This is a genomic window from Gordonia sp. UBA5067 (genome assembly GCF_002414845.1).
Lineage (GTDB): Bacteria > Actinomycetota > Actinomycetes > Mycobacteriales > Mycobacteriaceae > Gordonia > Gordonia defluvii.
Genome location: NZ_DIAX01000045.1, coordinates 84,981 through 107,992, shown reverse-complemented (window position 1 = coordinate 107,992; position 23,012 = coordinate 84,981). Strand labels below are relative to the sequence as shown.

The 23,012-nt window shown below is 68.2% G+C and carries 22 protein-coding genes; 9 read left to right on the top strand and 13 right to left on the bottom strand.

The genetic code is table 11. The annotated features are described in order from the left end of the window. Positions 1-25: 25 nt before the first annotated feature. The gene (locus tag B4M62_RS07250) at positions 26-1,318 is read right to left on the bottom strand and encodes a glycosyltransferase 87 family protein (protein WP_290706305.1); all 1,293 of its coding nucleotides are present in this window, start codon (positions 1,316-1,318) and stop codon (positions 26-28) included. A 96-nt stretch (positions 1,319-1,414) separates the two neighbouring features. Between B4M62_RS07250 and B4M62_RS07245 the strand changes: the two genes are divergently transcribed. From B4M62_RS07245 to B4M62_RS07225, 5 genes are all read left to right on the top strand, one after another. After that, positions 1,415-2,686, top strand: coding sequence for a cytochrome P450 (locus B4M62_RS07245; RefSeq protein ID WP_290706304.1), 1,272 nt, complete (start codon positions 1,415-1,417; stop codon positions 2,684-2,686). Then, positions 2,683-3,243: a TetR/AcrR family transcriptional regulator gene (locus tag B4M62_RS07240; protein WP_290706303.1), complete on the top strand. Its 561-nt coding sequence runs from the start codon at positions 2,683-2,685 to the stop codon at positions 3,241-3,243. The genes B4M62_RS07245 and B4M62_RS07240 overlap by 4 nt, the downstream gene beginning before the upstream one ends. A 111-nt stretch (positions 3,244-3,354) precedes the next feature. Beyond that, positions 3,355-4,314: a metal ABC transporter solute-binding protein, Zn/Mn family gene (locus B4M62_RS07235; RefSeq protein WP_290706302.1), complete on the top strand. Its 960-nt coding sequence runs from the start codon at positions 3,355-3,357 to the stop codon at positions 4,312-4,314. Beyond that, positions 4,311-5,108 (top strand): metal ABC transporter ATP-binding protein, encoded by a 798-nt coding sequence (locus B4M62_RS07230; protein ID WP_290706301.1) that lies wholly within the window; start codon positions 4,311-4,313, stop codon positions 5,106-5,108. The genes B4M62_RS07235 and B4M62_RS07230 overlap by 4 nt, the downstream gene beginning before the upstream one ends. Beyond that, the gene (locus B4M62_RS07225) at positions 5,101-5,937 is read left to right on the top strand and encodes a metal ABC transporter permease (protein ID WP_290706300.1); all 837 of its coding nucleotides are present in this window, start codon (positions 5,101-5,103) and stop codon (positions 5,935-5,937) included. The genes B4M62_RS07230 and B4M62_RS07225 overlap by 8 nt, the downstream gene beginning before the upstream one ends. A 37-nt stretch (positions 5,938-5,974) precedes the next feature. Here the strand turns inward: B4M62_RS07225 and B4M62_RS07220 are convergent, their stop codons facing one another. The 3 genes from B4M62_RS07220 to B4M62_RS07210 form a co-directional block, all read right to left on the bottom strand. Further along, a complete protein-coding gene (locus tag B4M62_RS07220) occupies positions 5,975-6,559 on the bottom strand; it encodes a TIGR03086 family metal-binding protein (RefSeq protein ID WP_290706299.1) in 585 nt (194 codons plus the stop codon). A gap of 63 nt (positions 6,560-6,622) precedes the next feature. Further along, positions 6,623-7,096 (bottom strand): DUF2599 domain-containing protein, encoded by a 474-nt coding sequence (locus B4M62_RS07215; RefSeq protein WP_290706298.1) that lies wholly within the window; start codon positions 7,094-7,096, stop codon positions 6,623-6,625. Positions 7,097-7,119: 23 nt separating this feature from the next. Further along, the gene (locus B4M62_RS07210; RefSeq protein WP_344717020.1) at positions 7,120-8,712 is read right to left on the bottom strand and encodes a carboxylesterase/lipase family protein; all 1,593 of its coding nucleotides are present in this window, start codon (positions 8,710-8,712) and stop codon (positions 7,120-7,122) included. Positions 8,713-8,744: 32 nt separating this feature from the next. On the opposite strand from B4M62_RS07210, the gene B4M62_RS07205 reads away from it, so the two are divergent. After that, positions 8,745-9,497 (top strand): LamB/YcsF family protein, encoded by a 753-nt coding sequence (locus tag B4M62_RS07205; protein ID WP_290706297.1) that lies wholly within the window; start codon positions 8,745-8,747, stop codon positions 9,495-9,497. 61 nt (positions 9,498-9,558) lie between these two features. On the opposite strand, the gene rlmB is transcribed toward B4M62_RS07205, so the two are convergent. The 6 genes from rlmB to B4M62_RS07175 form a co-directional block, all read right to left on the bottom strand. Continuing rightward, positions 9,559-10,509 (bottom strand): 23S rRNA (guanosine(2251)-2'-O)-methyltransferase RlmB, encoded by a 951-nt coding sequence (rlmB, locus tag B4M62_RS07200; protein WP_290706296.1) that lies wholly within the window; start codon positions 10,507-10,509, stop codon positions 9,559-9,561. Further along, the gene (gene cysS, locus B4M62_RS07195) at positions 10,509-11,927 is read right to left on the bottom strand and encodes a cysteine--tRNA ligase (RefSeq protein WP_290706295.1); all 1,419 of its coding nucleotides are present in this window, start codon (positions 11,925-11,927) and stop codon (positions 10,509-10,511) included. Before cysS ends, rlmB begins: the two co-directional genes overlap by 1 nt. 29 nt (positions 11,928-11,956) lie before the next feature. Then, positions 11,957-13,339: a condensation protein gene (locus B4M62_RS07190; RefSeq protein WP_290706294.1), complete on the bottom strand. Its 1,383-nt coding sequence runs from the start codon at positions 13,337-13,339 to the stop codon at positions 11,957-11,959. Next, a complete protein-coding gene (locus tag B4M62_RS07185; protein WP_290706293.1) occupies positions 13,336-14,766 on the bottom strand; it encodes a condensation domain-containing protein in 1,431 nt (476 codons plus the stop codon). Before B4M62_RS07185 ends, B4M62_RS07190 begins: the two co-directional genes overlap by 4 nt. After that, positions 14,766-16,235: a condensation domain-containing protein gene (locus B4M62_RS07180; RefSeq protein WP_290706292.1), complete on the bottom strand. Its 1,470-nt coding sequence runs from the start codon at positions 16,233-16,235 to the stop codon at positions 14,766-14,768. Before B4M62_RS07180 ends, B4M62_RS07185 begins: the two co-directional genes overlap by 1 nt. A 77-nt stretch (positions 16,236-16,312) precedes the next feature. Next, positions 16,313-17,215, bottom strand: a complete 903-nt coding sequence (locus B4M62_RS07175) for an alpha/beta hydrolase (RefSeq protein WP_344717023.1) — start codon at positions 17,213-17,215, stop codon at positions 16,313-16,315. Between the two features lie 387 nt (positions 17,216-17,602). Between B4M62_RS07175 and B4M62_RS07170 the strand changes: the two genes are divergently transcribed. Next, positions 17,603-18,937 carry a hypothetical protein gene (locus tag B4M62_RS07170; protein WP_290706290.1) on the top strand — a complete coding sequence of 445 codons (1,335 nt, stop codon included), beginning with the start codon at positions 17,603-17,605 and terminating at the stop codon, positions 18,935-18,937. Between the two features lie 16 nt (positions 18,938-18,953). Here the strand turns inward: B4M62_RS07170 and ispF are convergent, their stop codons facing one another. Genes ispF through B4M62_RS07155 form a run of 3 tightly spaced genes read right to left on the bottom strand, consistent with a single transcriptional unit; the run spans position 18,954 to position 20,649 of the window. Next, positions 18,954-19,436: a 2-C-methyl-D-erythritol 2,4-cyclodiphosphate synthase gene (gene ispF, locus B4M62_RS07165; RefSeq protein ID WP_290706289.1), complete on the bottom strand. Its 483-nt coding sequence runs from the start codon at positions 19,434-19,436 to the stop codon at positions 18,954-18,956. A gap of 4 nt (positions 19,437-19,440) precedes the next feature. Beyond that, positions 19,441-20,139 carry a 2-C-methyl-D-erythritol 4-phosphate cytidylyltransferase gene (gene ispD / locus B4M62_RS07160; RefSeq protein WP_290706288.1) on the bottom strand — a complete coding sequence of 233 codons (699 nt, stop codon included), beginning with the start codon at positions 20,137-20,139 and terminating at the stop codon, positions 19,441-19,443. A 21-nt stretch (positions 20,140-20,160) separates the two neighbouring features. After that, a complete protein-coding gene (locus B4M62_RS07155; RefSeq protein WP_290706287.1) occupies positions 20,161-20,649 on the bottom strand; it encodes a CarD family transcriptional regulator in 489 nt (162 codons plus the stop codon). Positions 20,650-20,960: 311 nt separating this feature from the next. Between B4M62_RS07155 and B4M62_RS07150 the strand changes: the two genes are divergently transcribed. Further along, positions 20,961-21,554, top strand: coding sequence for a hypothetical protein (locus B4M62_RS07150; protein WP_290706286.1), 594 nt, complete (start codon positions 20,961-20,963; stop codon positions 21,552-21,554). Between the two features lie 50 nt (positions 21,555-21,604). After that, positions 21,605-22,999: a DNA repair protein RadA gene (radA, locus tag B4M62_RS07145; RefSeq protein WP_290706285.1), complete on the top strand. Its 1,395-nt coding sequence runs from the start codon at positions 21,605-21,607 to the stop codon at positions 22,997-22,999. Positions 23,000-23,012 lie beyond the last annotated feature (13 nt).

The window sequence follows — 23,012 nt, the reverse complement described above, 5'->3', positions numbered from 1 at the left end:
CGTCACCGCGTCGACAACCCGCGTCTCACCCCGACCTCGATGCGTCCTCGAGCCGCCGGGCGCGCCCGGACCACCAGAGGGTCGCCGCCACCGATCCGGCGAATATCACCAGGTAGGAGGCTGAGCCGGCCACCGCGAGCGCGGCCTGCCAGCCGTGGGCGCCGGGCGTCCAGAACACCCGGAAGCTGCCGGTTCGCCACACCAGCCGGCCGCCCAGTGGTTCCTGAACCCGCCATGCCAGGCCCCCCACCGCGATCGCGGCCGGCACCAACCAGCGCACCCAGGTGCGCGGCCGGCCGCAGCGTACCGAGTCCCCGGCCCAGAGAACCGCCAGCAACAGCAGCGGGACGATCCAGATCCAGTGATGCCCCCAGCTGAACGGCGCGATCGCGCACGTGGTCATCCCGACGAGGGTGATCGCGAGTATCGTTGCGCCGGCCTGCTGCGCCCGCCAGGCCGCGTACAGCCCGACACACCCGGCCACCACCCCGAGCGGAACCCAGAGCCAGGTCGGCGCTTGCCAGACACCCAGTACGCCCAGGCGCGCCAGCAGTCCGTGGATGGACTGGTTCGCCGGAGCCGACTCGACACCGATGTGGGCGGTGTCACCCAGATTTCTCCAGTAGTTCCAGGCCTGGTCGCGCAGAACGACCAGGCCGACCGCGACGGTCGCCGCGAACACTGCGGCCGCGGTCAGCGCGGCACGGAACTGGCGGGTGATGACCAGATAGGCGACGAACAGGATCGGGGTCAGCTTGATTCCGGCCGCCAGTCCCACCCCGGTTCCCCGCCACCGGCCGACCGGCAGGGTGAGGCAGCCCACGATGAGGACCGCGAGAATCAGATTCACCTGCCCCTGCCAGATGGTTGTGTGCACCGGTTCGAGCAGCGTGGCGGCAATCGTCGCGGCCACCGCGGTTGCCCAGAATCGCCGATCGCAGCGGAACCCCAGCCCGCGGAGGGTGAGGACGATGAACAGGAACAGACACACAACGGTGGCCACCTCCATCAGCCGAATGGCATGGGCCTGGCTGACGAGTGCGAGCGGCAGCATCGTGAGGGCGGCGAACGGCGGGTAGGTGAACCACCAATAGCGATACGCCGGGGCGTCGTAAAGGTGTCTGCCGTCGAGGACGGCACGTGCGCCGCCCCGATAGACCTTGGTATCGACGCCATTGGTGAAAAGCCCGTAGCCGTCGAACAGCGGCACCGCGAACAGGTGCCAGATAAGTGCGCCGAGCGCCGCCGCGTAGATGACCGCCACCGCCGGTGTCGGGATCGTCGGCGCCGGTCGCTGCTGGGTGTCGACGCCTGCCACGCGGGTGAGGTTACGCCGCAGCTGGGCCGGCACCGGCTCGGCGCGCGGAACACCGCAGCGATAGACACTTGTCGTGCTGTGTCTTATTCTTGAATCATGTCTTCAATTGTGTCACATCCACCGAGGTTCCGGCTGCGCTCCGGCGACAGCTGGCGTGATCCCTTCACCATGTATCGGGAATTGCGCGAGCACGATCCCGTCCACCGAGTGGCGACGAGTCCGGCGGCAACACCGGGCGACTCCCCCGCCGAGTACTGGGTACTGACCCGCCATGCCGATGTGTGGGCGGCCGCGAACGACGCGACGACCTTTTCATCCGCGCAGGGCCTGACCGTCAGCTACGGCGAACTGGAGGCGATCGGGATGACCGAGCATCCGCCGCTGGTCATGCAAGACCCGCCGGGCCACACCGAATTCCGCAAACTCGTGGCCCGCGGCTTCACACCGAAGCAGGTCATCGAGGTCGAACCCCGCGTTCGCGAGTTCGTCGTCGCACGCCTCGCCGAGATCGCCGCCACCGCGGACTCCGCAGTCGACATCGTCGGGTCCCTCTTCAAGCCACTGCCGTCAATGGTGGTCGCCCACTACCTGGGCGTGCCCGAGTCGGACTGGTCGAGATTCGACGGGTGGACGCAGGCCATCGTCGGCGCGAATGCCGGCGGCGGGCCGACCGCCCTCGCCGGGGACGGAGCGGGGGCGGCCACCGCCGAGATGCTCGGATATTTCAGCGAGTTGATCGACTACCGCCGCAACCATCCGGGTGAAGACACGGTGTCCGCACTGGTGGCCGCCGGCCAAGCCGATGATCCGCACGGCCTGCTGTCGATCTTGGCGTTTGCCTTCACAATGGTTGCCGGCGGCAACGACACCACCACCGGCATGCTGGGCGGCAGTGTCGACCTCCTCGCCGCACACCCCGATCAGCGGCGCCTACTCCTCGACGAACCGGCCCGGATCACGCCGGCCGTCGAGGAACTGCTGCGGCTGACCTCTCCGGTGCAGGGCCTGGCGCGCACGACCACCGTCGACGTCACCGTCACCGATACGCCGCGGGGGCCGGTCATCATCCCCGCCGGGCGCAAGGTACTGCTGTGCTACGGCGCCGCCAATCGAGACCCGCGCCGGTTCGGCCCGGATGCCGAGCGGCTCGACGTTGGACGCGAACCACGGTCAATCCTCACCTTCAGCCACGGCAACCACCACTGCCTCGGCGCGGCCGCCGCCCGCATGCAGGCCCGCGTCGCACTCACCGAACTCCTGGCCCGGTTTCCCGCCTTCGAGGTGGATTCGGACGGGATCCGCTGGGCACCGGGCAACTACGTCCGGCGGCCCGAGTTCGTGCCCTTCTATCCTGGGCGATCGGCGTGACCGCGCCAGCCGCGATGTGGCAGGCGGAGCGCAACGATGCCGCCGCGCAGCGGATTCTCGACACCGCCGAAGGACTGTACGCGGCCAACGGAGTCGACGGCGTCACCATGCGAGCCCTCGCCGCCGAGGTCGGCTGCTCGCGCGCCACGCTCTATCGCTACTTTCCCAGCCGCGAGGCGGTGCAGACCGCGTTCATCGACCGGTCGGCAGCGCGGCTCGCCCGGCGGGTCGCCGACTCCGCACCGAGCGGCACCGCGGTCGACCGACTGGTCACCGCGGTCACCACCGCACTGCGGATGGTGCGGGAGACGCCGGCGTTCGCGACCTGGTTTCGCGCCGACGGCGTCGCCACCGCAGCGCAACTAGCCACCGTCTCCCCCGTCATCGAGACCCTGGCCCGAAACTTCCTCAGCGGCTCGGACCAGGTTCCCCACGCCGAGGAGCGTGCCCGATGGCTCGTCCGGGTGATGCTTTCGCTGCTGACCACCCCCGGCACCGGCGTTGCTGACGAGGAGCGGATGCTGCGGAGCTTCGTCGCGCCCGTCGTCGTCGGCTAGCCCCCTGGCCGGACGATTGCACGCGACCCGGGGTGGCGCGATATGCTTTCGGAAACCATTTTCATTAATGGTGGTCCGTCATCCGCCGCGATCCCCCGAAAGAGGCCCACGTTGCGTCACCGTCACTCTCTGATCGCCGCCGCGACGGCTGCGGGGCTCATCGCCACCGCGGCCCTGAGCGGGTGCTCGACCGGATCTGGCAACGACTCCCCGGTCGTCCGGCCCCTGATCGTCACCTCGACCACGGTCTGGGGCTCGGTCGCACAGGCCATCGTCGGCGACCGTGGAACCGTGCGAGCGCTCTACACCACACCCGATGGCGACCCGCATGACTTCACCCCATCGGCCGCCGATTCCGCGTCGGTATCCGATGCCGACATCGTCCTGATGAACGGCGGCCATTACGACGAATATCTCGCCAAGGCGAAGAAGTCGCCGACCGCGACCGTCATCGACGCGGCCGCCCTCATCGGCGTCGGCGACCGGCCCGGGGGCCAGGATCGCGACGGCCACGACACCGCCCGCCCCGAGCACAGTGCAGACAGCGCCAATGAGCACGTTTTTTACAACCTCACCGCGGTCCGCAGATCGGCGGACGCACTCGCCGCCGCCCTGGCCGAACACGCCCCCGATCACGCCGCCGACTACCGGCGCAATGCCGCCGACTTCGGCAGGCAGCTCGACGGGCTGGTCGGCAAGCTCGACGGCATCGCGGCCCGTCATAGCGGTACCCGAGTCGCCCAGACCGAGCCACTGGCCGGCTACCTCATCGCCGCCGCGGGACTGGTCGATGCATCACCGCCGGCCTTCACCGCGGCCGTGGAGAACGGGCAGTCGCCATCGGCGGCCGACCGCGCCAAGCTCGACGATCTGCTGACCTCACGCACCGCACGGGTACTCCTGTACAACACCCAGGCCGTCGATCCGGTAACCGCAGCAGTGCGGGCCACCGCCGAGAAATCGGGCGTTCCGGTGGTCACCCTCACCGAATCGCTGCCCGCTGGTGTCACCTCCTACCTCGTGTGGCAGGGAAGTCAGATCGACGCCCTCGCCAGAGCCCTCGACAAGTGAGGACGCCGCGCGATAGTCCGCTCGTCGAGCTGACCGACGTCGAACTGTCCCTCGGCGGCCGCCCACTCTGGCGCGGGCTCACACTATCGATCCGGCCCGGTGAGTTCATTGCCGTCCTGGGCCCCAACGGATCGGGCAAGACGTCGCTGCTCCGGATGCTGTTGGGGCAGCTTCGGGCGACCGCAGGTTCGGTCGAGGTCGCGGGCAGCGTGGGGTACGTTCCCCAGCAGCATGCCGACGACGCCGATCCGCTCGCGGTTCGCGGACTCGACCTGGTCGGCTTCGGCGTCGATGGCGCCTCGTGGGGCGTGGGATGGCGCCATCGCCGTCGCAGACGGCGACTCGTCGCCGCGGCGGTGGCCCAGGTGGACGCAGCGCGATTCGCGTCACGTCCATTCGGCTTGCTCTCCGGTGGCGAGCAGCAGCGATTGCGCGTCGCGCAGGCCCTGACCCGCGACCCAGAACTGTTGCTTTGCGATGAGCCGATGTCGAGCTTGGACCCGGGCAGCGGACAACGGATCCTCGAACTCCTCGACCAGCGCCGACGCACCGAGGGCACCGCGCTGGTGTTCGTGACCCATGAGATTAATCCGGTCCTGCCCTACGTCGACCGTGTCCTCTACCTGGTTGGCGGCCGGTTCGTGATCGGCACCCCGGATGAAGTGATGACCACCGACGTCCTCTCCGCGCTCTACGGCAGCCGCGTCGATGTCGCACGTATCGGTGCTCGGCTCGTCGTCCTCGGAGCCGAGGACGGCCACCATTGCGCAGACGAGTCGGTGCTCGGTGGGTAGCTTCTTCGACCTGGCGACGACCGGCGACCTGCTCGCCCGCGACTTCGTCCAGCAGGCGGTGCTGGCCCTGGCGCTCCTCGGCCTCCTCGGCGGGCTGCTCTCACCGTTAATCGTCGCACGTCAGATGTCCTTCGCCGTCCACGGTGTCAGCGAGTTGTCCGTCACCGGTGCCGCTGCGGCACTCCTCGCCGGGGTCGGCGTGAACATCGGCGGGGTCATCGGCGCCGTCATCGCTGCCCTCACCTTCGGGTTTCTCGGCAATCGTGCGCGCGAACGAGATTCGGTGATCGGCGTCGTCATGGCGTTCGGCCTGGGTCTGGCCGTGCTGTTCCTTGCGCTCTACGGCAATGCGTCAAAGGGTTTCGCAATGCTCACCGGCCAGGTGGTGAGTGTCGGAATCAGCGGGTTGACCGCCATCGCGGTCACCACCGGAGTGGTGATCGCCGTTCTCGCCGTCATCTACCGGCCGCTGTTGTTCGCATCCGTTGACCCCCGGGTGGCCATGGCCAGCGGAGTCCCGACGCGGACCTTGTCGATTGTGTTCGCCGTGCTGATGGGTTTGGCCTGCGCGCAGGGCGTGCAAATCATCGGCGCCCTCCTGGTCATGTCACTGCTCATCACCCCCGGCGCGGCAGCGATGCGCGTGTCCTCAAACCCGGCGGTAGTCACCGGCCTGGCAATCCTGTTCGCCGAGATTGCCGCCGTGGGCGGCCTCATCCTGTCGCTGGCCCCCGGACTTCCGGTGTCGGTGTTCGTCACGACGATCTCGTTCGTGATCTACCTGGTCTGCCGCTACCTGGGCCGCAACCGGGCACACGGACAGACCTGACGGTCGCGCCTCCGACTGCTCGCTCACGGCGTCGCGCCTACTGCGACCAGGCTGGATCTCGACCGGTGAAGGCGATCAGCTGCTGCGTCGCCGTCGCATCGGCACCCACCTGCACCGCCGGACCGAAGACGCCGGGACTGCGGGTGATCTCCACGGGGACGAACTCGAACATCCCCGAAATGAAGGCGATCGCATCCCCGGGGATCGTCACCGGATTGCCGGTTGCCGCGCCCAGATCCCAGCCGTGCAAGTAGAGGTCCGCCGCGGGGAAGGACATGCCCTCCCGTATCGGGCGCCGCCCCATGGGGCTCACGACCTCGCGGTCGAGGTCGACTCCGGCGTCGAGGGCCGCGCGCACCTGACCGGCCTGCTGCAGCCACCAGAGCACCGGGTCGCCATCGATCGCGGTCGAGGGCGGCTCCGCGGCGGTCGGTGCCGCCTGCAAGCCGCCCAGAATCTTGGCCCCCAACTTGGTGGTCTCGCCGACGTGCCCGAGGACGTCCGACGCCGTCCAGCCAGCGCACGGCGACGGCCGCTGCCAGGCCCCATCGGGGACAGCCTGCACAATCGACCCGAAGAAGTCCAGCCCGTCGCGGTAGATCGTCAACACTGCCTCTGTCATGACTCTCTCCTTCTTGGGCTTCTTGGGTTGGGCTTCTCGGGCCAATCGCCCAATCGGCCACGGCTACTCCTCGGCCGCTCCCGGATTGCACCGGGCGGCGACCATCTGATCCTCGGTGACCACCGGCCGGCCCGGCTCCAGATTCCACGACGGCTTGTCCGGCTGGACGGCGCGGGCCCAGTTCCAGTGACAGTCGAACTGTGCGCGCATACCCGGCGAGGTCGCCCCGTAGCGCCCATGGCGCGACGTCATCGCGACAACCTCCTGCCAGGCCTTCGCCTGAGCGTCGGGTGCGGTCACCCGACGGCCGGCATCGGTCGGGTAGACCTGAAGGCTCGGTCCAACCGTTGTCTCGACCCACACGGTGCGGGAGATGTACGGTGCCGGCAGGTAGGTCACCGGTTGACTCGGCCCGTTTTCCGCCGGCCCGTTTTCCACCGGCGCGGGACTCGCGCCGACGGGTGGCAGCGACGGGTAGTCGCTGCCCCGCGGGGAGCCGCCGCACCCGCCGAGGACCAGCACGGCCGACAGTGCCACGACGACTGGCGGCGCCCGCACACTCAGGCCGGAACGAGTCCGTGCGCGCGCATCCATGCTTCCCGGCGCTGCGGGTACGGGTCGCGCACTATCCGCGAGTGGTTGTCGAAGACAAGTGTGTCGCGATGATTGGCGGCGTAGGGCGTCCATTGCAACTCCGGCCGCCCGGTACGGGCAAACGTCGTCCAGTGCCCCTGCATGACTCGGGTCATCTTGCCGGTGCTGCGCCAGTCGCCGAGTGCCAGCCCGGCCCCGATCGCGGTCCGGAACGCCCCGAACACCGCGAACAACTCGGTGGCATGCGTGGCCCGCATCCCACTGGCACGCAGCACCAGCGTGTCGAAGTCGTAGCGGTAGACGTACGTCGGATTCCCGGCAGCCGCATGGCCTTCGGCGAACGCGATCGCCGGTCCCCAGAAGACCGAATCGCCAAGCATATGGATCGGGTCGCCGCCACGATGACCGACCTGGTATGCCTGCAACAGTGCGGCCCGGTGCGCCGCATCGTTGACACCGAGAAAGACCTCGTCACCCTCGGGGAATGGCATACTCTCCGCCTCGCCCGAGTCGTCGCCGAGCAAACCCATCGCCTTGGTGAAAAGGTTCGCCTCGTCGCGATTGGTCCCGATGATGAGCGGCACCGGGTGGGTGTTGCCGTCGCGCGCCGCCTGATTGGGATCCTGGGGCAGGAACTCGGTACCGAAGGTCGGACCAAACGGGAGGAACTCGCCGGTACCCGACTGCGGCGCGTAGGCGGTCAAATGCTTGCCCGCCCGGTGCAATTCAGCGGCACTGGCCCCCTGCAGCAATTCGCGTGCCCGTTCCGGACTGATCGCCGCCGTACCGTCACCCGCCCGGTAGGACGGGTCGTCGAGCATGGCGACGAACTCCTGGGCGAATTGGGCCGCGGCCTCCGCCGATATGTTGAGCTCGTTGGCCGGACTCTGCGCAATCGCGCGGTGGAACAGTCCCTTCGCGGCCGGTGTAGCCAGCAGCGCGGTGACCGACGACCCACCGGCACTTTCGCCGAAGACGGTGACATTGTCAGGATCGCCGCCGAAGGCGGCGACGTTGCGCTGCACCCATTGCAGCGACGCGACCTGATCGCGCAGACCAAGATTGTCGTCGAACCGGCGACCGGCGTCGGAGTATTGCGAAAAGTCCAGACAGCCGAACGGACCGAATCGGTACTGAACGGTGACGACGACGACGTCGCCGGACCGGGCGAGGAGCGCGCCGTCGTAGAGCGGCGTCGCGGTGGTGCCGAGAAGGTAGGCGCCACCGTGGATGAACACCATCACCGGCCGCGGGCTCGCCGAAATCCGGTCCGGCGAGAACACGTTGAGGGTCAGACAGTCTTCGCCGGTCGGCTGGAATCGCCCCGGGCCGACCGCGGTGTAGAGCTTGTCCTGAACTTCGGCGGTGCCGTAGGCACGCGCGTCACGCTTGCCGTTCCACGGTGTCACCGGCTCCGGGGCCAAGAACCGGCGCGGGCCAACCGGCGGAGCCGCAAAGGGGATGCCCTTCCAGCTGATCGTCCCGGCACGGGTCCGCTTGCCGCGCGCACCGACCACTATCCCGTCGGCCGTCGCGATCATGTCACTCATCGGCGTCATGGTTCCAGGATAGGCCCCCTATCATCGAGTTCGTGGTAGCGACTATCGATCTCAATGCCGACCTCGGTGAGGGAGTCGGTGACGACGAGGCCATGCTTGGTGTCGTCACCAGCGCAAACGTCGCATGCGGCTTCCACGCCGGGTCACCGATACTCCTCGCCCGCACGTGTGTGCAAGCACACAGCCGGGGAGTCGCCATCGGCGCTCAAGTCTCCTACCCGGACCGCGAGGGATTCGGGCGCCGCTACATGGACATCGACACGGAGGACCTGCGCGCGGACATCGTTTATCAGATCGGAGCGCTCACGGCTCTCGCCATGGCCGCCGGCACACAGATCGGCTATGTCAAACCGCATGGCGCGCTATACAACACGATCGTCTCCGACGAGCAGCAGGCGGCCGCCGTGGTCGCCGCGGTCCGTTCGGTCGACCCCCGCCTGGCCGTCATGGGGCTGCCCCAGTCGCTGGTGCTGGCGCTGGCCCGCGATGCGGGGCTGTCGACCATTGCCGAGGCCTTCGCCGATCGTGGCTATCGCCGCGACGGCACGCTGGTCCCCCGCGGGGAGGCCGGCGCGCTCCTCACCGATTCGGCCGAGATCGCCCGGCGCGTCGTCGAATTGGTCACCACCGGAACACTCACCGCGGTCGACGGATCGCGGATCGACATCGACGCCAAATCGATCTGCCTGCACGGCGACACCCCCGGAGCCGTCGGACACGCCCAGGCCACGCGTGCCGCACTTCTCGGCGCCGGCATCAACCTCGCGCCGGTCATTCGCCGCTAACGGCTCGCCCGCTCAACCCACTCCGATCGAGGGTTGACGTGCCGGACGCTGCCGGACTAGCTCACGCCTGCCGCCGCTGGCGGGCAAAATCGGCGAGCACGACCCCGGCGGCGACCGAGGCGTTGAGGCTCTCCACATTGCCTGCCATCGGGATCGACAGCACCGAATCGCATGTCTCCCGGACTAATCGCGACAGACCCTTGCCCTCGGAGCCGACCACGATCACCGTCGGACCGGTGCCGTCATAGTCGTCGAGGCTGACCGCCCCCTCGGTGTCGAGGCCGACGATCTGCGCACCGGCCTTGGCCCACTCTTTGAGCGATCGGGTCAGGTTCGGCGCCTGCGCGACGGGCAATCGCGCCGCCGCACCCGCACTGGTCCGCCACGCGACCGCGGTGACGCTCGCGCTCCGGCGCTGCGGAATCAGAACGCCGTGCCCGCCGAACGCCGCCACCGACCGGATGACCGCCCCCAGATTCCGCGGGTCGGTGATGTTATCGAGTGCCACCAGCAACGGCGGTTCGCCGGAGGCGATCGCGGTGGCCATCAAATCGTCCGGGTGCGCGTAGACATACGGGGGGACTTGCAGTCCGATGCCCTGGTGCAGCCCGTTGGACGACATTCGGTCCAGTTCATTCTTCGTCACCTCGAGAATCGAGATCCCCTTCGCCCCGGCCAGTTGAACGGCCTCGGCGACTCGCTCGTCGGCCTCGAGTCCGGTGACCAGGTACAGCGCGGTCGCCGGCACACCGGCACGCAGGCATTCGACGACCGGGTTGCGGCCCAGCACGTGCTCGGGGGCGTCGTCATCCTTGCGCGGTCGACGGGTGGCCGCTTGCTGCTGCGTGGCTTTGGCCCGCTTGTGCGCGGCATGGTAGACGCGGTCCTCGGCCTTGGGAGTCGCGCCACGCGCCTCGAGACCCCGCCGGCGTTGCCCGCCCGACCCGACGACCTGCCCCTTCTTCGTGCCGGACTTGCGGATCGCGCCGCGCCGCTTGGAATTGCCTGCCATTACACACCTGTCTCTGCGGAGCGAGGGGATACTGTCTCGCGCAGTGACCACTGCGCACCCTCTGCGGTATCGGTGACCTCCACCCCAGCCTTCACCAATCGGTCGCGGACCTCGTCGGCCACGGCCCAATCCTTGTCCGCACGGGCCTTCGCGCGGCGATCGAGGTCGGCGCGCACCAACACATCCAGCGCATTCATCGCCGACGAATCGTCCTGGGCGTCGCCCCATTCGGGTGCCATGGGGTCAACGCCGAGAACCCCCAGCATCGCACGGACCTGTCCGGCGATCACGACAGCGGCATCGCTATCACCGTTCTCCAGCGCCGTGTTACCCGAACGGACGGCGTTGTGGATCACTGCGAGCCCGGCGGGCACCCCCAGATCGTCGTCGAGCGCCACGGTGAACGCGTCGGCCACTTCGCCCAACGGCACCGGCGCCACCCGCGAATCGACCCGGCGCACAAAGGACTCCACCCGCCGGTAGGCGGTGGCGGCCTCGGCCAGGGCACCGTCGGAGTATTCCAGCATCGACCGGTAGTGCGCGCTGCCGAGGTAGTAGCGAAGCTCCACCGCCCGCACCTTGCGCAGCATCTCGGGAATGGCGACAACGTTGCCGAGCGACTTGCTCATTTTCTCGCCGCTCATCGTCACCCAGCCGTTGTGCAACCAGTAACGGGCGAAACCATCACCGGCGCCATGACTCTGGGCGATCTCATTCTCATGATGCGGAAAGACCAAATCCATTCCGCCACAATGGATGTCGAACTCAGGTCCGAGTAGGCTCGTCGCCATCGCCGAGCACTCCAGGTGCCAGCCGGGTCGCCCGGGCCCCCACGGGGTGTCCCACGACGGCTCCCCGGGCTTGGCCGCCTTCCAGAGCGTGAAGTCGCGTGCGTCGCGCTTGCCGATGCCGACGCTCTCACCCTGGTGCACGTCGGCGAGCCGGTGCCCCGAGAGCGCGCCATACGACGGCAGACTCAGGACGTCGAAATACACGTTGCCATCAGCGACGTAGGCATGTCCGCGATCGATGAGCCGCCGCATGTACCCGATCATCTGCGGAATGAATCCGGTGGCGCGCGGCTCTGCCGACGGCGGCAGCACCCCCAGCATGCGATAGGCATCGTCGAATGCGCGCTCGTGGGTCGCGGCCCACTCCCACCACGGCCGGCCGGCCTCAGCGGCCTTGCGCAGAATCTTGTCGTCAATGTCGGTCACGTTGCGAACGAACAGGACGTCGTTGCCCGCGTGCGCCAACCACCGTCGCAGCACGTCGAAAGCGATTCCGCTGCGGACGTGTCCGATGTGTGGGACCCCCTGCACGGTGGCGCCGCACAGATAGACGGTCACCCGACCATCGTGGCTGGGCGTGAAGTCGCGGACCTCGCGGGCCGCGGTGTCGTACAGGCGTAGGGTCACGACTGGCGATGATACTGGACCAACCGCAGTCAACCCTGCGGGTCAGCGTCGACCTGGCCAGCGCCGGGACGTCCGGCGACCGGGTCCGACGGATTCGGCGGCGGCCCCGCCAGGTCGCGCATGAGGGCGGCGGTCACCTCCAGTGCACGGGCAATCACCTGGCCGGCCTGCTCGGTATGCGGGTGGCGCACGCGGACGTGGATGCCGGCGTGGTCGCGCCAAAACCACCACTGGGCGGTATCGGACTGCTTCTCGCTGGAGATTTGCGCTGCCGTCGCGGCGGCATCGGCGCCCGGCAGCCGCGTGTAGTCGACATAGGACATCATGAACACATCGCTGCGCGCGCGCCGCAGGCGATCTCCGTACGCCTGATAGACGGGGGTCAGGCCGATCTCCGCAAGCGGCAAGGCGGCCGCGAGGCGCGCTGTGTTGACCTGGACTGCCGACGCGAGGCCGGCGCCGGCACAGTCGACCCGCAGGGGGGCGCTACCGACGAGCCACGCCACCGCACGCGACGACTTGACCACCGGCACCGGAATCACCACGCCGAGTTCGGCCGGCCCGCCCAGTCGCGCGATGGCGCTTCCCGCGCAGGTAAGTACCGCCGGGTAGGTCCGACCGCCCAACTGGTGAACAGCACTGCTCAGGCGCTCGGCCGGCTCAGCCGGCAACAGGGTGCGCACCTGCGTGTGGGTGGGCGCGGTGTCGCCCGCCGGGAGCCCCAGATCGAGCGGAAATTCGGGCACACGCCAATCGGCGGCAGCCAAGAAGTCGCGCCAGCCGCGCAACCGCCAATCATCCGGGGTGACGCCCGCGTCATGCGCGATCGTGCGGCTCATCGCCGCCAGTCCCGACTCTGCCTTGCCGAGCTCGCGTCCGGCGAGCAACTCGTCGGTTTCGGCGCCCAGCACCGCCAGGGCCCGCGCGTCCACATAGCAGTGATCGAACGCGAGGATGACCGTCGTCGAGTCGGGTCGTTCGACGGCCGCCAGGTAATGCGGCATCGGACGCAGCGGGTTGCACACCCCGGCTATCTGCGACATCAGCCCGTCGGCGAATGCCGGCCCCGATTGGGCGTCCGACAACCGGACTTCGCGGGCGACTACTCGCGCCGCCGAATACCCGACTCGGGTGAAGCCGCCGTCGACGGCGGCGAAGTGGGATCGCAACATGTCGTGGCGCTCGATGAGCGTGCGCATCACCCGATCCACCGCGGCACGCGCGACCGGCCGGGCGTAGTCCAGCGTCAGCGCGATCCATCCCGGGGTACCGCTGTGGTTCGACGCCAGGTGGAAGGTTTCATTCTCCGACAGCGGCGTCGACAATGACTCCGCCCTGCCTACCGGCTCGACGTGCCACCGAACCAGGTCACCGGGTGCGATGTCGGCCTGGTCCGAACTCGTGAGTTTCACGTGGCGGCCCCGGATGCAAACTCGGCCAGCCGGGCCGACACCGCCGCAATCAGCTGGGTGACCGACCGCCGCGATGTGGGGTTGTCCGGAACCAGCGACGAGATGGCGACGTCGTCGGCGTACCGGGTGAACCAGACGTTGGCGTTGCGGGTCAAGCCGGCTCCCGTTAGCAGCATCATCGTCCCCAAGACGGGGTCATCCGGGTCCTGCAGCCGTCGCGCGTCGATGTAGGACACCATCTGCGGCGAGCCGTCGACCGCATCGATTGTTCCTTCGGCGGCGAGCACCGCGAGTACCCCGTGTACCGGGTCCGCCGAGACCCGGCGTGCCGCGCGCAGCACGTCGGACGCAGTCACGGCGACGGCCAGCGGGGTAGCGGACGGATCGACGGCGAACGCCACCGGTACGAAGTTGCACAGCCAGCCCTGGGTGCGCTCGTGGCCGTTGGAGCGCGTGGCGACCACCGTCGCCACGAAGTAGTCGGTGCTGCCGCTGAGTTCGTAGTAGGCCAGGGCGAGCGCCGCATGCAGGACCCCGGCAAAAGTGGCCTCGCCGCCCACGAGCAGTGCATCGATGCGCTGCGCCTGCGCGGCGTCGAGCAGAGTGTGCTCAACCACCGTCACGGCCGGCTGCGGCAGTCCGCCGGAAAGGCCCAGGTCCAGCGGTGCGGCGGGAATGCGGCCGCCGTTGGCGCGCAGCGCGTCGCGCCAGCGGCCGGCTCCGAACCCGGTCGGGTCGACCGCGGCGGCGGCCGCCCGTTCGGCACTGACGTAGTCCCCGAACGCGCCGGCGCGGGGCAATCGCACCGGTTCGCCGTGGACCTGCGCCCGGTATCGCGCGGCGACCTCCGACAACGCCAGCAGGAGCGAGTACCCGTCGCCGTGCGAGTGGTCGGTGGTGTAGTAGAACGTAAATCCGGTGTCATCTCGTGCGGCCCCGAACGACACCGCCGGAAAAGAATCCGGACGAGAGCGTCGCGATGCCCGATCGCTGATCCATTCCACCAGATCCTCGCCCGCGACCGAGGCATCCGGACCGTCGACGACGGTCATCTCGATCGTTTCCGGGGCGGCGACCAGCCGCCGCAACGACGATCCCTCCGAGAGCGGGTAGAAGGAGCGCAACTCCTCGTGATCACGCACGAAACCGGTCAGCGCGCGCGCCATGGCCCCGGGATCGAGTGGCTCGTCGAAGCGCAGCATGCCGCCCACGAAGGCACAATGGACTCTGCCTGCGGCGTCGGCCGCGACAACGCCGCGCAGGTGATCAGCTTGAAGCAGTGAAACGCCGCCCGGCGCGGGTTCGGCGGACGCCTGGGCCCTCGTCGCCCCGACCAGATCCCACTCGACGATCTCGCCGCCGAGCGGTGGCGTCCGCACGGCACGCCCGATTGCGCCGCTCGGCCCGAATCGCAGCTCCGGTTCCACTACCACGACTCGATCGACAGGGCCGGGATCTCCATCTCGTACCGTGCGTTCCCGTCAACGACGACCCGGTGCAATACCTCGAGGAATGCCGAAATGAACACCTCCACCGCCTCGGCTCGCTCAGCCGGGTACCGGGCCGAGATGTTCGTCCCGCCCGGAATGCGATTGATCCACAGGTAGACCTCGTCGGCGTCGAGGGTGGCGCTCCGCAAGACACGCGCGCCGCGCGGCTCCCACTCCTGTGCGCCCTGCGCAGTACGCAAGTCGATGTAGGACACGACGAATCCGGGCGGCGTGGCATCGCCGCCGATCAACTCCGCGATCGGCGCGTACGGCGCGGCGCCGACATCCTTATACTGCCCGTAGCTCAACCCGATGGGCGCAAGCGCATCAGCAAAAGTGCGCGCCGCGGCCGGCCGTAGCGTGACCGGGATGATGCCGACGAACCAGCCGACCGCCTCCATCCACTCCCGCGACGTCCGGGTGTGGATCGGGCTGATAAACCGAAGCTCGCCCGATCCGGTGAGCTTGGCGGTGGCCATCGACAGCGCGGTGTAGATGCCGGTGGTCATCGAACCGCCGGCCGCCTTGCAGATTCCGTTGAACCGGGCGGTCTGCCCGGCGTCGAGCAGCCACTGCGACAGTGTCGTCTGATATCCGGGAGCGCTGGCGCGGGTGGACGTGATCATGCGGGGTGCGTCCCCGAGCGGGGTGAAGTCGGGGAATCCGGGCATCGGTGCCGGCTGCGTCGTCGTGCGCGTGGAGTCGAAGAAGTCGCGCCACTTTGCGACGGCGATATTGCCCGCGTCGATCTGGTTGCCGAGTTCGCGCTCGGCATCACTGAAGTCGGCGTAACTGCCGTAGTCGACCAGATCGTGCGGCTCACCCGATACCTCCGACTCATAGAGGGCAGACAGTTCACGGATGGCGAAGACCTGCGTGTATGCGTCCATGACGGTGTGGTCGGCCGCAAACACCACGGCGAACGCGTCAGTCCCGTCGTCGGGCTCGATGGTCACCAACACGCAATGGGGCCAGCGCAACGGCGAGATGGTCGTGTTGAAATACTCGGCGGTGTAAGCCCGCGCCTGTTCGGCCGAGAGTGCAGTGTCGACGACGCGGCCGGCCACGGTGACCGCCTCCGGCGCCACGGTGATCCGGGTGACATCGTCCTCGGGATGGGTCGCCTCCTCCTGGACCGTCGTGCGGAAGGCCTCGTGCCGGCCGTACCACGCCAGTATCGTTCGTTCCATCGCTTCGCGGTCAAGGCGGCCGGGGATCCAGAACGCCGTGCCGATCCATTGGCTGTACCACTCGCTGCCGGCCGACTGGGCGCGCCGAACGTGCTCGGCGTGGATGTAGGACAGGCGGCGGGGATCGTCGCGCCAAGCCTGCGGTGCCGTCTGCGGTTCCCACGTGGTGAGGCGGCCGCCGGGCAGCGAATAGTCGTCGAGTTCGGTGTATTCCATGGTTGCTCCTACCTCTGAGGCTTGCGCCTTGGCTGCTTGGGGCCTCGGCTGCTTGGTCGAATAGCGCTGGGACCGGGTCAGTCCGCCACACCGAGTCCGCGTTTGATGACCGGCCAGCTCTCGCGCTGCTGGTCTATCCAGGACGGCCATGAGTGGGTTCCGGGATCGATGACGCGGATCGTCGCGGGGATGCGCAGCGCCGCCAGTCGCGACTTGAGCTGGCGGGTACACAGGTACGTGCCGAACTCGATGCCGCCGCCGACGACCTGGCGATCTAGCGGGTTGTCATTACCGGGATAGCCCGGTGCGTCGTATGGCCCCGGCCGACCGGTGCCGGTCGACACGTACAAGACGGTCCCGCGCAGGTTCGCCGCGCGCTCGATGACATCGTGAGCCGCCCAGCCCGGATCTGCCGGCGGTCCCCACATATTGTCGGGATTACCGCCGAACGCGCGGACGATGCCACGCGGATAGGCCTGACCCGCCCCCTCGGTGGTGAAGCACCCACTGTAGGACGCCACCACGTGGTAGAACCGGGGGTTCCGCGCGGCCAGCACCATCGCCGCACCCGCCCCCATCGACAGCCCGGCGATCCCGCGGCGCCCGTTGCCGGCGAAGCGCTTTTCGATCAGCGGGGGCAACTCCTTGGTGAGGAACGTTTCCCATCGGTATCGGCCGAGCTTCGGATCGTCTCGCTGCCAGTCGGTGTACATGGACCCGTTCCCGGCGATGGGGAGCACGACGTTGACATCCTTATCGGCGAAGAAGGCGCCGACCGGAGTCTTGATATTCCAGATACTGTTCGCCGGATCCTGTTCGCCCAGTCCACCGAGGAGATACAGCGTCGGGCGGCGGCTCGACGACTCAGCGCCGGCCAGTTGGACCTTGATGGTCCGGCGCATCGCGGCCGAGTAGACGTAGGCCGCGCGCAGCTTGCCGGGCTCGGCCACCACCCGATCGATGTAGCTGCGCCCCGACACCGCCGTCGCGGGACCGATACCGCAGATCAGGCCCGTTGCGATCGTGGAGGCAATTGCGGCCAGTACCACGCTGATGCGCGCGCAACCGAATGCCCGAGGCGCGGCCGTACCCACGCACGCCAAGTGAGGCGCCATAGCTTGAGAGCCCTTCAACACAAAGAACGAACGGTCCGTCCGCCCCTTGTGTCTGCGTCGCAGCTCACAAACCGGAACCCCTTGTGATGCAGCGTACCGCAGGAGATCCCACTTCCGGAAACGGGCCTACCTTCCAAAACGGTCTAAAGGAATGCGCGGCACGCCTGAACGCCGGCGTAACCGGATAGGCTAAAGCCCCACTCTCAGTCAGTAGGCGAAGCGGCGCCCACCGGATCTCCGAAGGAGTATGCAGTGCAAACCGGACCGGATCGCCTGACTCCCGACGACAACTTATTCGTCCGCATGGACCGCGCGCTGGGGTTGCCCACGGCGGTACAGGCCGTATGGCTCCTCGACGGCCACGTCGATCGTGCGCACCTCGACACCCTCGTCGAGCGACTGGGCCGCGGACGGTTGAGCCGACTTGTGGCCAGACACCGGCTGCCCTGCCGGGATTCGTGGGTTTACACCGAGAAGGCCGGCGACTATCACTTCGATCCTGATCCCGTCGAGCCCGCCGACATCACCGGCTGGGCGGACGCGCAACTGCGGGCACCGCTGGACATCGTCAACGGACCCGCGTGGCGCGTCGCCATCGCGACGTCGGCACCGGGCGATACGACCCTCGTCTCGTTCACCCGCTCGCATGTCACCGGCGACGGGACGGCCGGGGTCGCGGCGATCGTGGAAGCCGTTCGGGGTGAGGCGTTCGAGCCCAACCTCACCCCGGCGGGAACGCTGTCCAACCTGCGGGACACCGCCGGTTTGGTCTGGTCGGCGGGTCGTGCGGCCGCACGACTTCGCCATCCGCGACAGCCGTCCGGTCCGGTCCCACCGGCCGCCCCGGTCAGTCGGGATATGTCGTCCGAGTACGTGGCCGAGATGCTGGCCAGCGCAGAACCGAACCCATCGGTCGGTATCACGATCGACGCCGCCGCCGCGGTACGGGTGAGCGAATCGGCCGGCGGTACCCTGAACAGCCTGTTCACCGCGCTGATGATCGGACTGCTGGAACGGTCCGGCCGGGTGCGCCGCGGCGACCTGGTGCCGCTGGCCATCCCGGTTGCCGGGCGGGATGCGGCTGGCGACCGGCGGGCGAACGTGACCGCGGGCGCCACGGCGTACATCGTCGTCGAGGACAGCCGGTATGACGACCTCTCGGCTATTCGCCAAGCGTGCAAAGAAGCGTTTGTCCGGCTTGACGAGCGCCCCGGCGGCTCGGCTGCTCTGGTCAGCGCGATGCAGTTGCTGCCCGACGCGGTCATCGGCAAACTCGCCGCCAACGCGCCCACGCCATTGTGTCTGGCCTCGAATATCGGCCGCCTTCCCGAGGAATTCCGGACCTTGGGCACCGGCCTCGACGCGACCGTACTGATGCGGGCGGGAACCGTCGCGACGCCCGCAGAGTTCGCCCGGCGCGGCGGCGGGGTGCACGGCTGGTTCTGGATCGACGGGGATGTCGCCACCTGGACGGCTGCCTCGGCCGATCCCGTCCACGTGCCCACCGCGGCGGTCCTGGCCGACCTGATGATGACCGAACTCGCGCGCTGGTCACTCGTCGGAAGGCCGTGGGGAGTCCGGGACTGACCGGACCGGTTGCGACCTATCTCGCGGCACTGGCCACTGCGTCATCGACCAGCGCGGTCGCCACAGCGGCGATGCCCTCACCCCGTCCGGTGAGGCCAAGGCCGTCGGTCGTCGTCGCCGAGACCGACACCGGCGCCCCCAGGGCCGCCGACAGCACGGCGACCGCCTCGTCGCGACGGGGACCGATTCGCGGCCGATTGCCGATGATCTGGACCGAACCGTTGCGGACAACGAGGCCCGCATCGGCAATCAAGTCCGCGACATGGTTGAGCATCTGGATTCCCGAGACCCCGTCCCATTCCGGCCGGCCGGTGCCGAAGACACTGCCGAGATCACCGAGGCCGGCCGCCGACAGCACGGCGTCGCACAGCGCATGGGCCCCGACGTCACCGTCGGAATGGCCCTCGCAGCCGTCGTCATCGGGAAAGTGTAGCCCCACCAGCCAGCACGGAACGCCCGCTGCGACCCGGTGCACGTCGGTGCCGATACCCACCCGCATAGTTTCAGTCCCATCCTTGCGCCATGGCGCGCGCTAGACGCAGATCCCAGGGGGTCGTGATCTTGAACGCGTCGGGGTCACCGTCGACGAGGTACACCGGCAGACCCGCACGCTCGGCCAGGGCGGCGTCGTCGGTTGTGTTGGCCCCAACTGCGGAATCCGGCGCGCTCACGGTGTTCCCGTAGGCGGTCACCAGTGCATCGGCATGGAAACCCTGTGGGGTCTGAATGGCGCGCAAAACCGACCGGTCAACGGTCGCGCCGATGCGGCCGTGCTCGTCGACCCGTTTGAGGGTGTCCACCACGGGTAGGCCGGGGACGACGACGGGGTGGCCCGCGCGCAACGCCGCGACGACGCGATCGAACACGGCGGGCGGTGTGAAGGGGCGCGCGGCGTCGTGGACGAGGACGAATTCGCCGGTGACGTGTTCGGCCCCGGCCCGCACGGAATCGGTGCGCTCGGCACCACCGGGCACGACGACCACCTCGCAGGGCGCGATGCGCAGGTCATCGGTCACTGGATCGATCAGGTGATCGGGGACGACAACAATGATCCGGTCCAGGTCGAGACAGTCCGCAGCCAGGACCGATGCGACCGTGCGGGACAGAATGCTGACCCCGCCCACGTCGACGAACGCCTTCGGGCGATCCTCACCCAGGCGCGTACCCGACCCGGCGGCCGGGATGATGACCGATGTCGTCAAGTGCGGATGCCGGCTGCGCGGCTAAGAAGCGGCGGCCAGGACCTCGTCGAGAATGCTGGCGGCCTTCTCTTCGTCAGTGTTCTGAGCGAGGGACAACTCGTCGACCAGAACGCGACGGGCCCGGGTGAGCATGCGCTTCTCCCCCGCCGACAGCCCACGATCCTGCTCGCGACGCCACAGGTCGCGGACGATTTCGGCCACCTTGATGATGTCGCCCGAGATCAGCTTCTCCTGGTTTGCCTTGAAACGGCGGGCCCAGTTGGTGGGCTCCTCGGTATGCGGCGCGCGGAGAACCTGGAAGACCTGATCGAGACCTTCAGCGCCCACCACATCGCGGACTCCGACGTACTCCAGTTTCGAGGAGGGGATCTGGACGGTCATATTACCGTCGGCGACCTTCAAAACGAGGTACTCGACCGACTCACCCTTAATGGTGCGGGTGACGATGTCCTCGACCCTCGCGGCACCGTGGTGGGGGTACACAACAGTGTCACCGACTTTGAAATTCATGAACGTAGCGCCCCTTTCAGCTAACCCCAGTCTAACACGTGACTCAGCCGCGCTCCGAACAACGGTGCAGGTCAAGCGGGTGATCCTCAACCTTTGCGCTGGCCAGGGCGACTATCGGCCACCACCGAGGGCTGTGGTGCAACACACCTGCCACGGCAATCGTGGACAACGTGCAGGCGGTTGGCCGTCGTAATTTTCGACGAATCTCGCCACCCCGGCGGACGGGACCCCACCACGCCCACTACGCTGCGTAGTGAAGGTTTCCGGGTCGGCCTGCAGAAACCAACGAAGACCACAGCTGGAGGATTACGGTGTCACAGCTCGTCAAGTCCACACTCGTCAAGTCCGCCCTCGCCGCGGCCATCGGCGTCGGCGTCATCGTCTCGGTGTCCGCGTGCGGCTCCGGGCAGGTCTCGCAGACCGCCACTCAAGCCCCGGCAGTCAACGGCGCGACCGTGCACGACGGCGCACTCGCCCTCAGCGACGTGCTGATCGTGTATCCGACCACCAGCAATCCTGCGACCGTGTTCGCCGCGGGCGGGCCGTTCCAGCTGGCCTTCGTCGTCACCAACGACGATCCGGTCAACGCCACCAAACTAGTGTCCATCACAACACCGACCGGCACGGTCGCCCTCGACGGCGACGCCACCGTCGCCCCCGGCCTGATGCTGCGCGCCGGCCGCCCCGCAGGGATGACCCCGGCGCAGGGCCAGAAGGTTCTCGAGGCCACGCTGACCAACACCGGCAAGACCGTCAGCCCCGGCCTGACAGTGCCGCTGACCTTCAACTTCGACACCAAGGGGAAGATGACGAGCATTGTCGTCGACACGCCCGTCGATGCCGGCGCACTGATGGAGCGCAAAGACAAGGACCCGGCCGACTCGGCCGAAGGCGCGCACCACTAGGTCCGTTCCGGACCATTATCGATGTCGGAGCGCATCGGTAGGCTGTGCTCGTGGCAGTGAGGACCCGAGCGATATTCCGGTGCGGCGCATGTGGGCACCAGCCGGCCAAATGGGTTGGACGCTGCCCCGAATGCGGGGAGTGGGGCACCGTCGATGAGGCCGCGGGCCCGGGCTCGTCGAAGGGCCGAGGAGTCGTGGGGGTCGCGCCGCCGACTCCGGCCAGGCGCCTCACCGAAGTCGGGTCCGAAGCTGCACAAGTCATTCCCATCGGGATCGGTGAATTCGACCGCGTATTGGGTCGCGGGGTGGTCCCGGGATCGGTGATCCTGTTGGCCGGCGAGCCCGGCGTCGGTAAGTCCACTCTGCTGCTCGAGGCCGCCAAACACTGGGCCCGGGCCGGGCGGCGCGTCCTCTACATCACCGGAGAGGAGTCGGCCGGACAGGTGCGGCTGCGCGCCGAACGCACCGATGCCGTCGACGAGAACGTCTTCCTCGCCGCCGAGTCCGATCTCGCAACAGTCCTGGGCCACGTCACGGCGGTCGATCCCACACTCCTGATCGTGGACTCGGTCCAAACGATGGTTGCGACCGACGCTGATGGTGTCCACGGGGGCGTCACCCAAATCCGCGCAGTCACGACGGCGCTGGTATCGCTGGCAAAGAACAGTGGGGTGGCGGTCGTCCTCGTCGGTCATGTCACCAAGGACGGCGCTGTCGCCGGGCCTCGTTCCCTGGAGCACCTGGTCGACGTGGTGCTGAGCTTCGAGGGTGACCGGCACTCACCGCTGCGCATGATCCGGGGCATCAAGAATCGCTTCGGCGCCGCCGACGAGGTGGGGTGCTTCGAGCAGCGCGACAACGGTATCCACCAGGTCACCGACCCGTCGGGAATCTTCTGGCATCAACGCCAGGGCGATGTCACCGGGTCTGCCGTGCTGGTCACGATGGACGGTAAACGCGCTCTGGTCGGCGAAGTCCAAGCCCTCGCAAATGATACGGAGATGACCAATCCGCGCCGGGCCGTTTCCGGGTTGGACGGCGCCCGGGTAGCGATGGTGCTGGCCGTCCTGCAGGCGCGCCTCGGCATGAAGAAGATTGGCAAGGCCGAGTTGTATGCCTCGACGGTGGGCGGCATGAGAGTCACCGAACCGGCCGCCGACCTGGCGATCGCCATGGCGGTGGCGTCGGTTGTCAACGACCGGACCATTCCGTTCACCACGGTCGCGATCGGCGAAGTCGGCCTGGCCGGCGAGGTGCGCCCGGTCAGCGCGCTCACCCGGCGCCTCGCCGAGGCGAAACGACTCGGATTCCGTCACGCCGTCATCCCCGCCGCCGGCGCCGACCGGGAAGAGTTGCCCAGCGGAATCCGCATCACCCGTGTCGACAACCTCGCGGCCGCTGTCGACGCGTGCATGCCGGACGGAAAGCCCGCGTTCGGCTTCTGAATCCGCCGGTGGT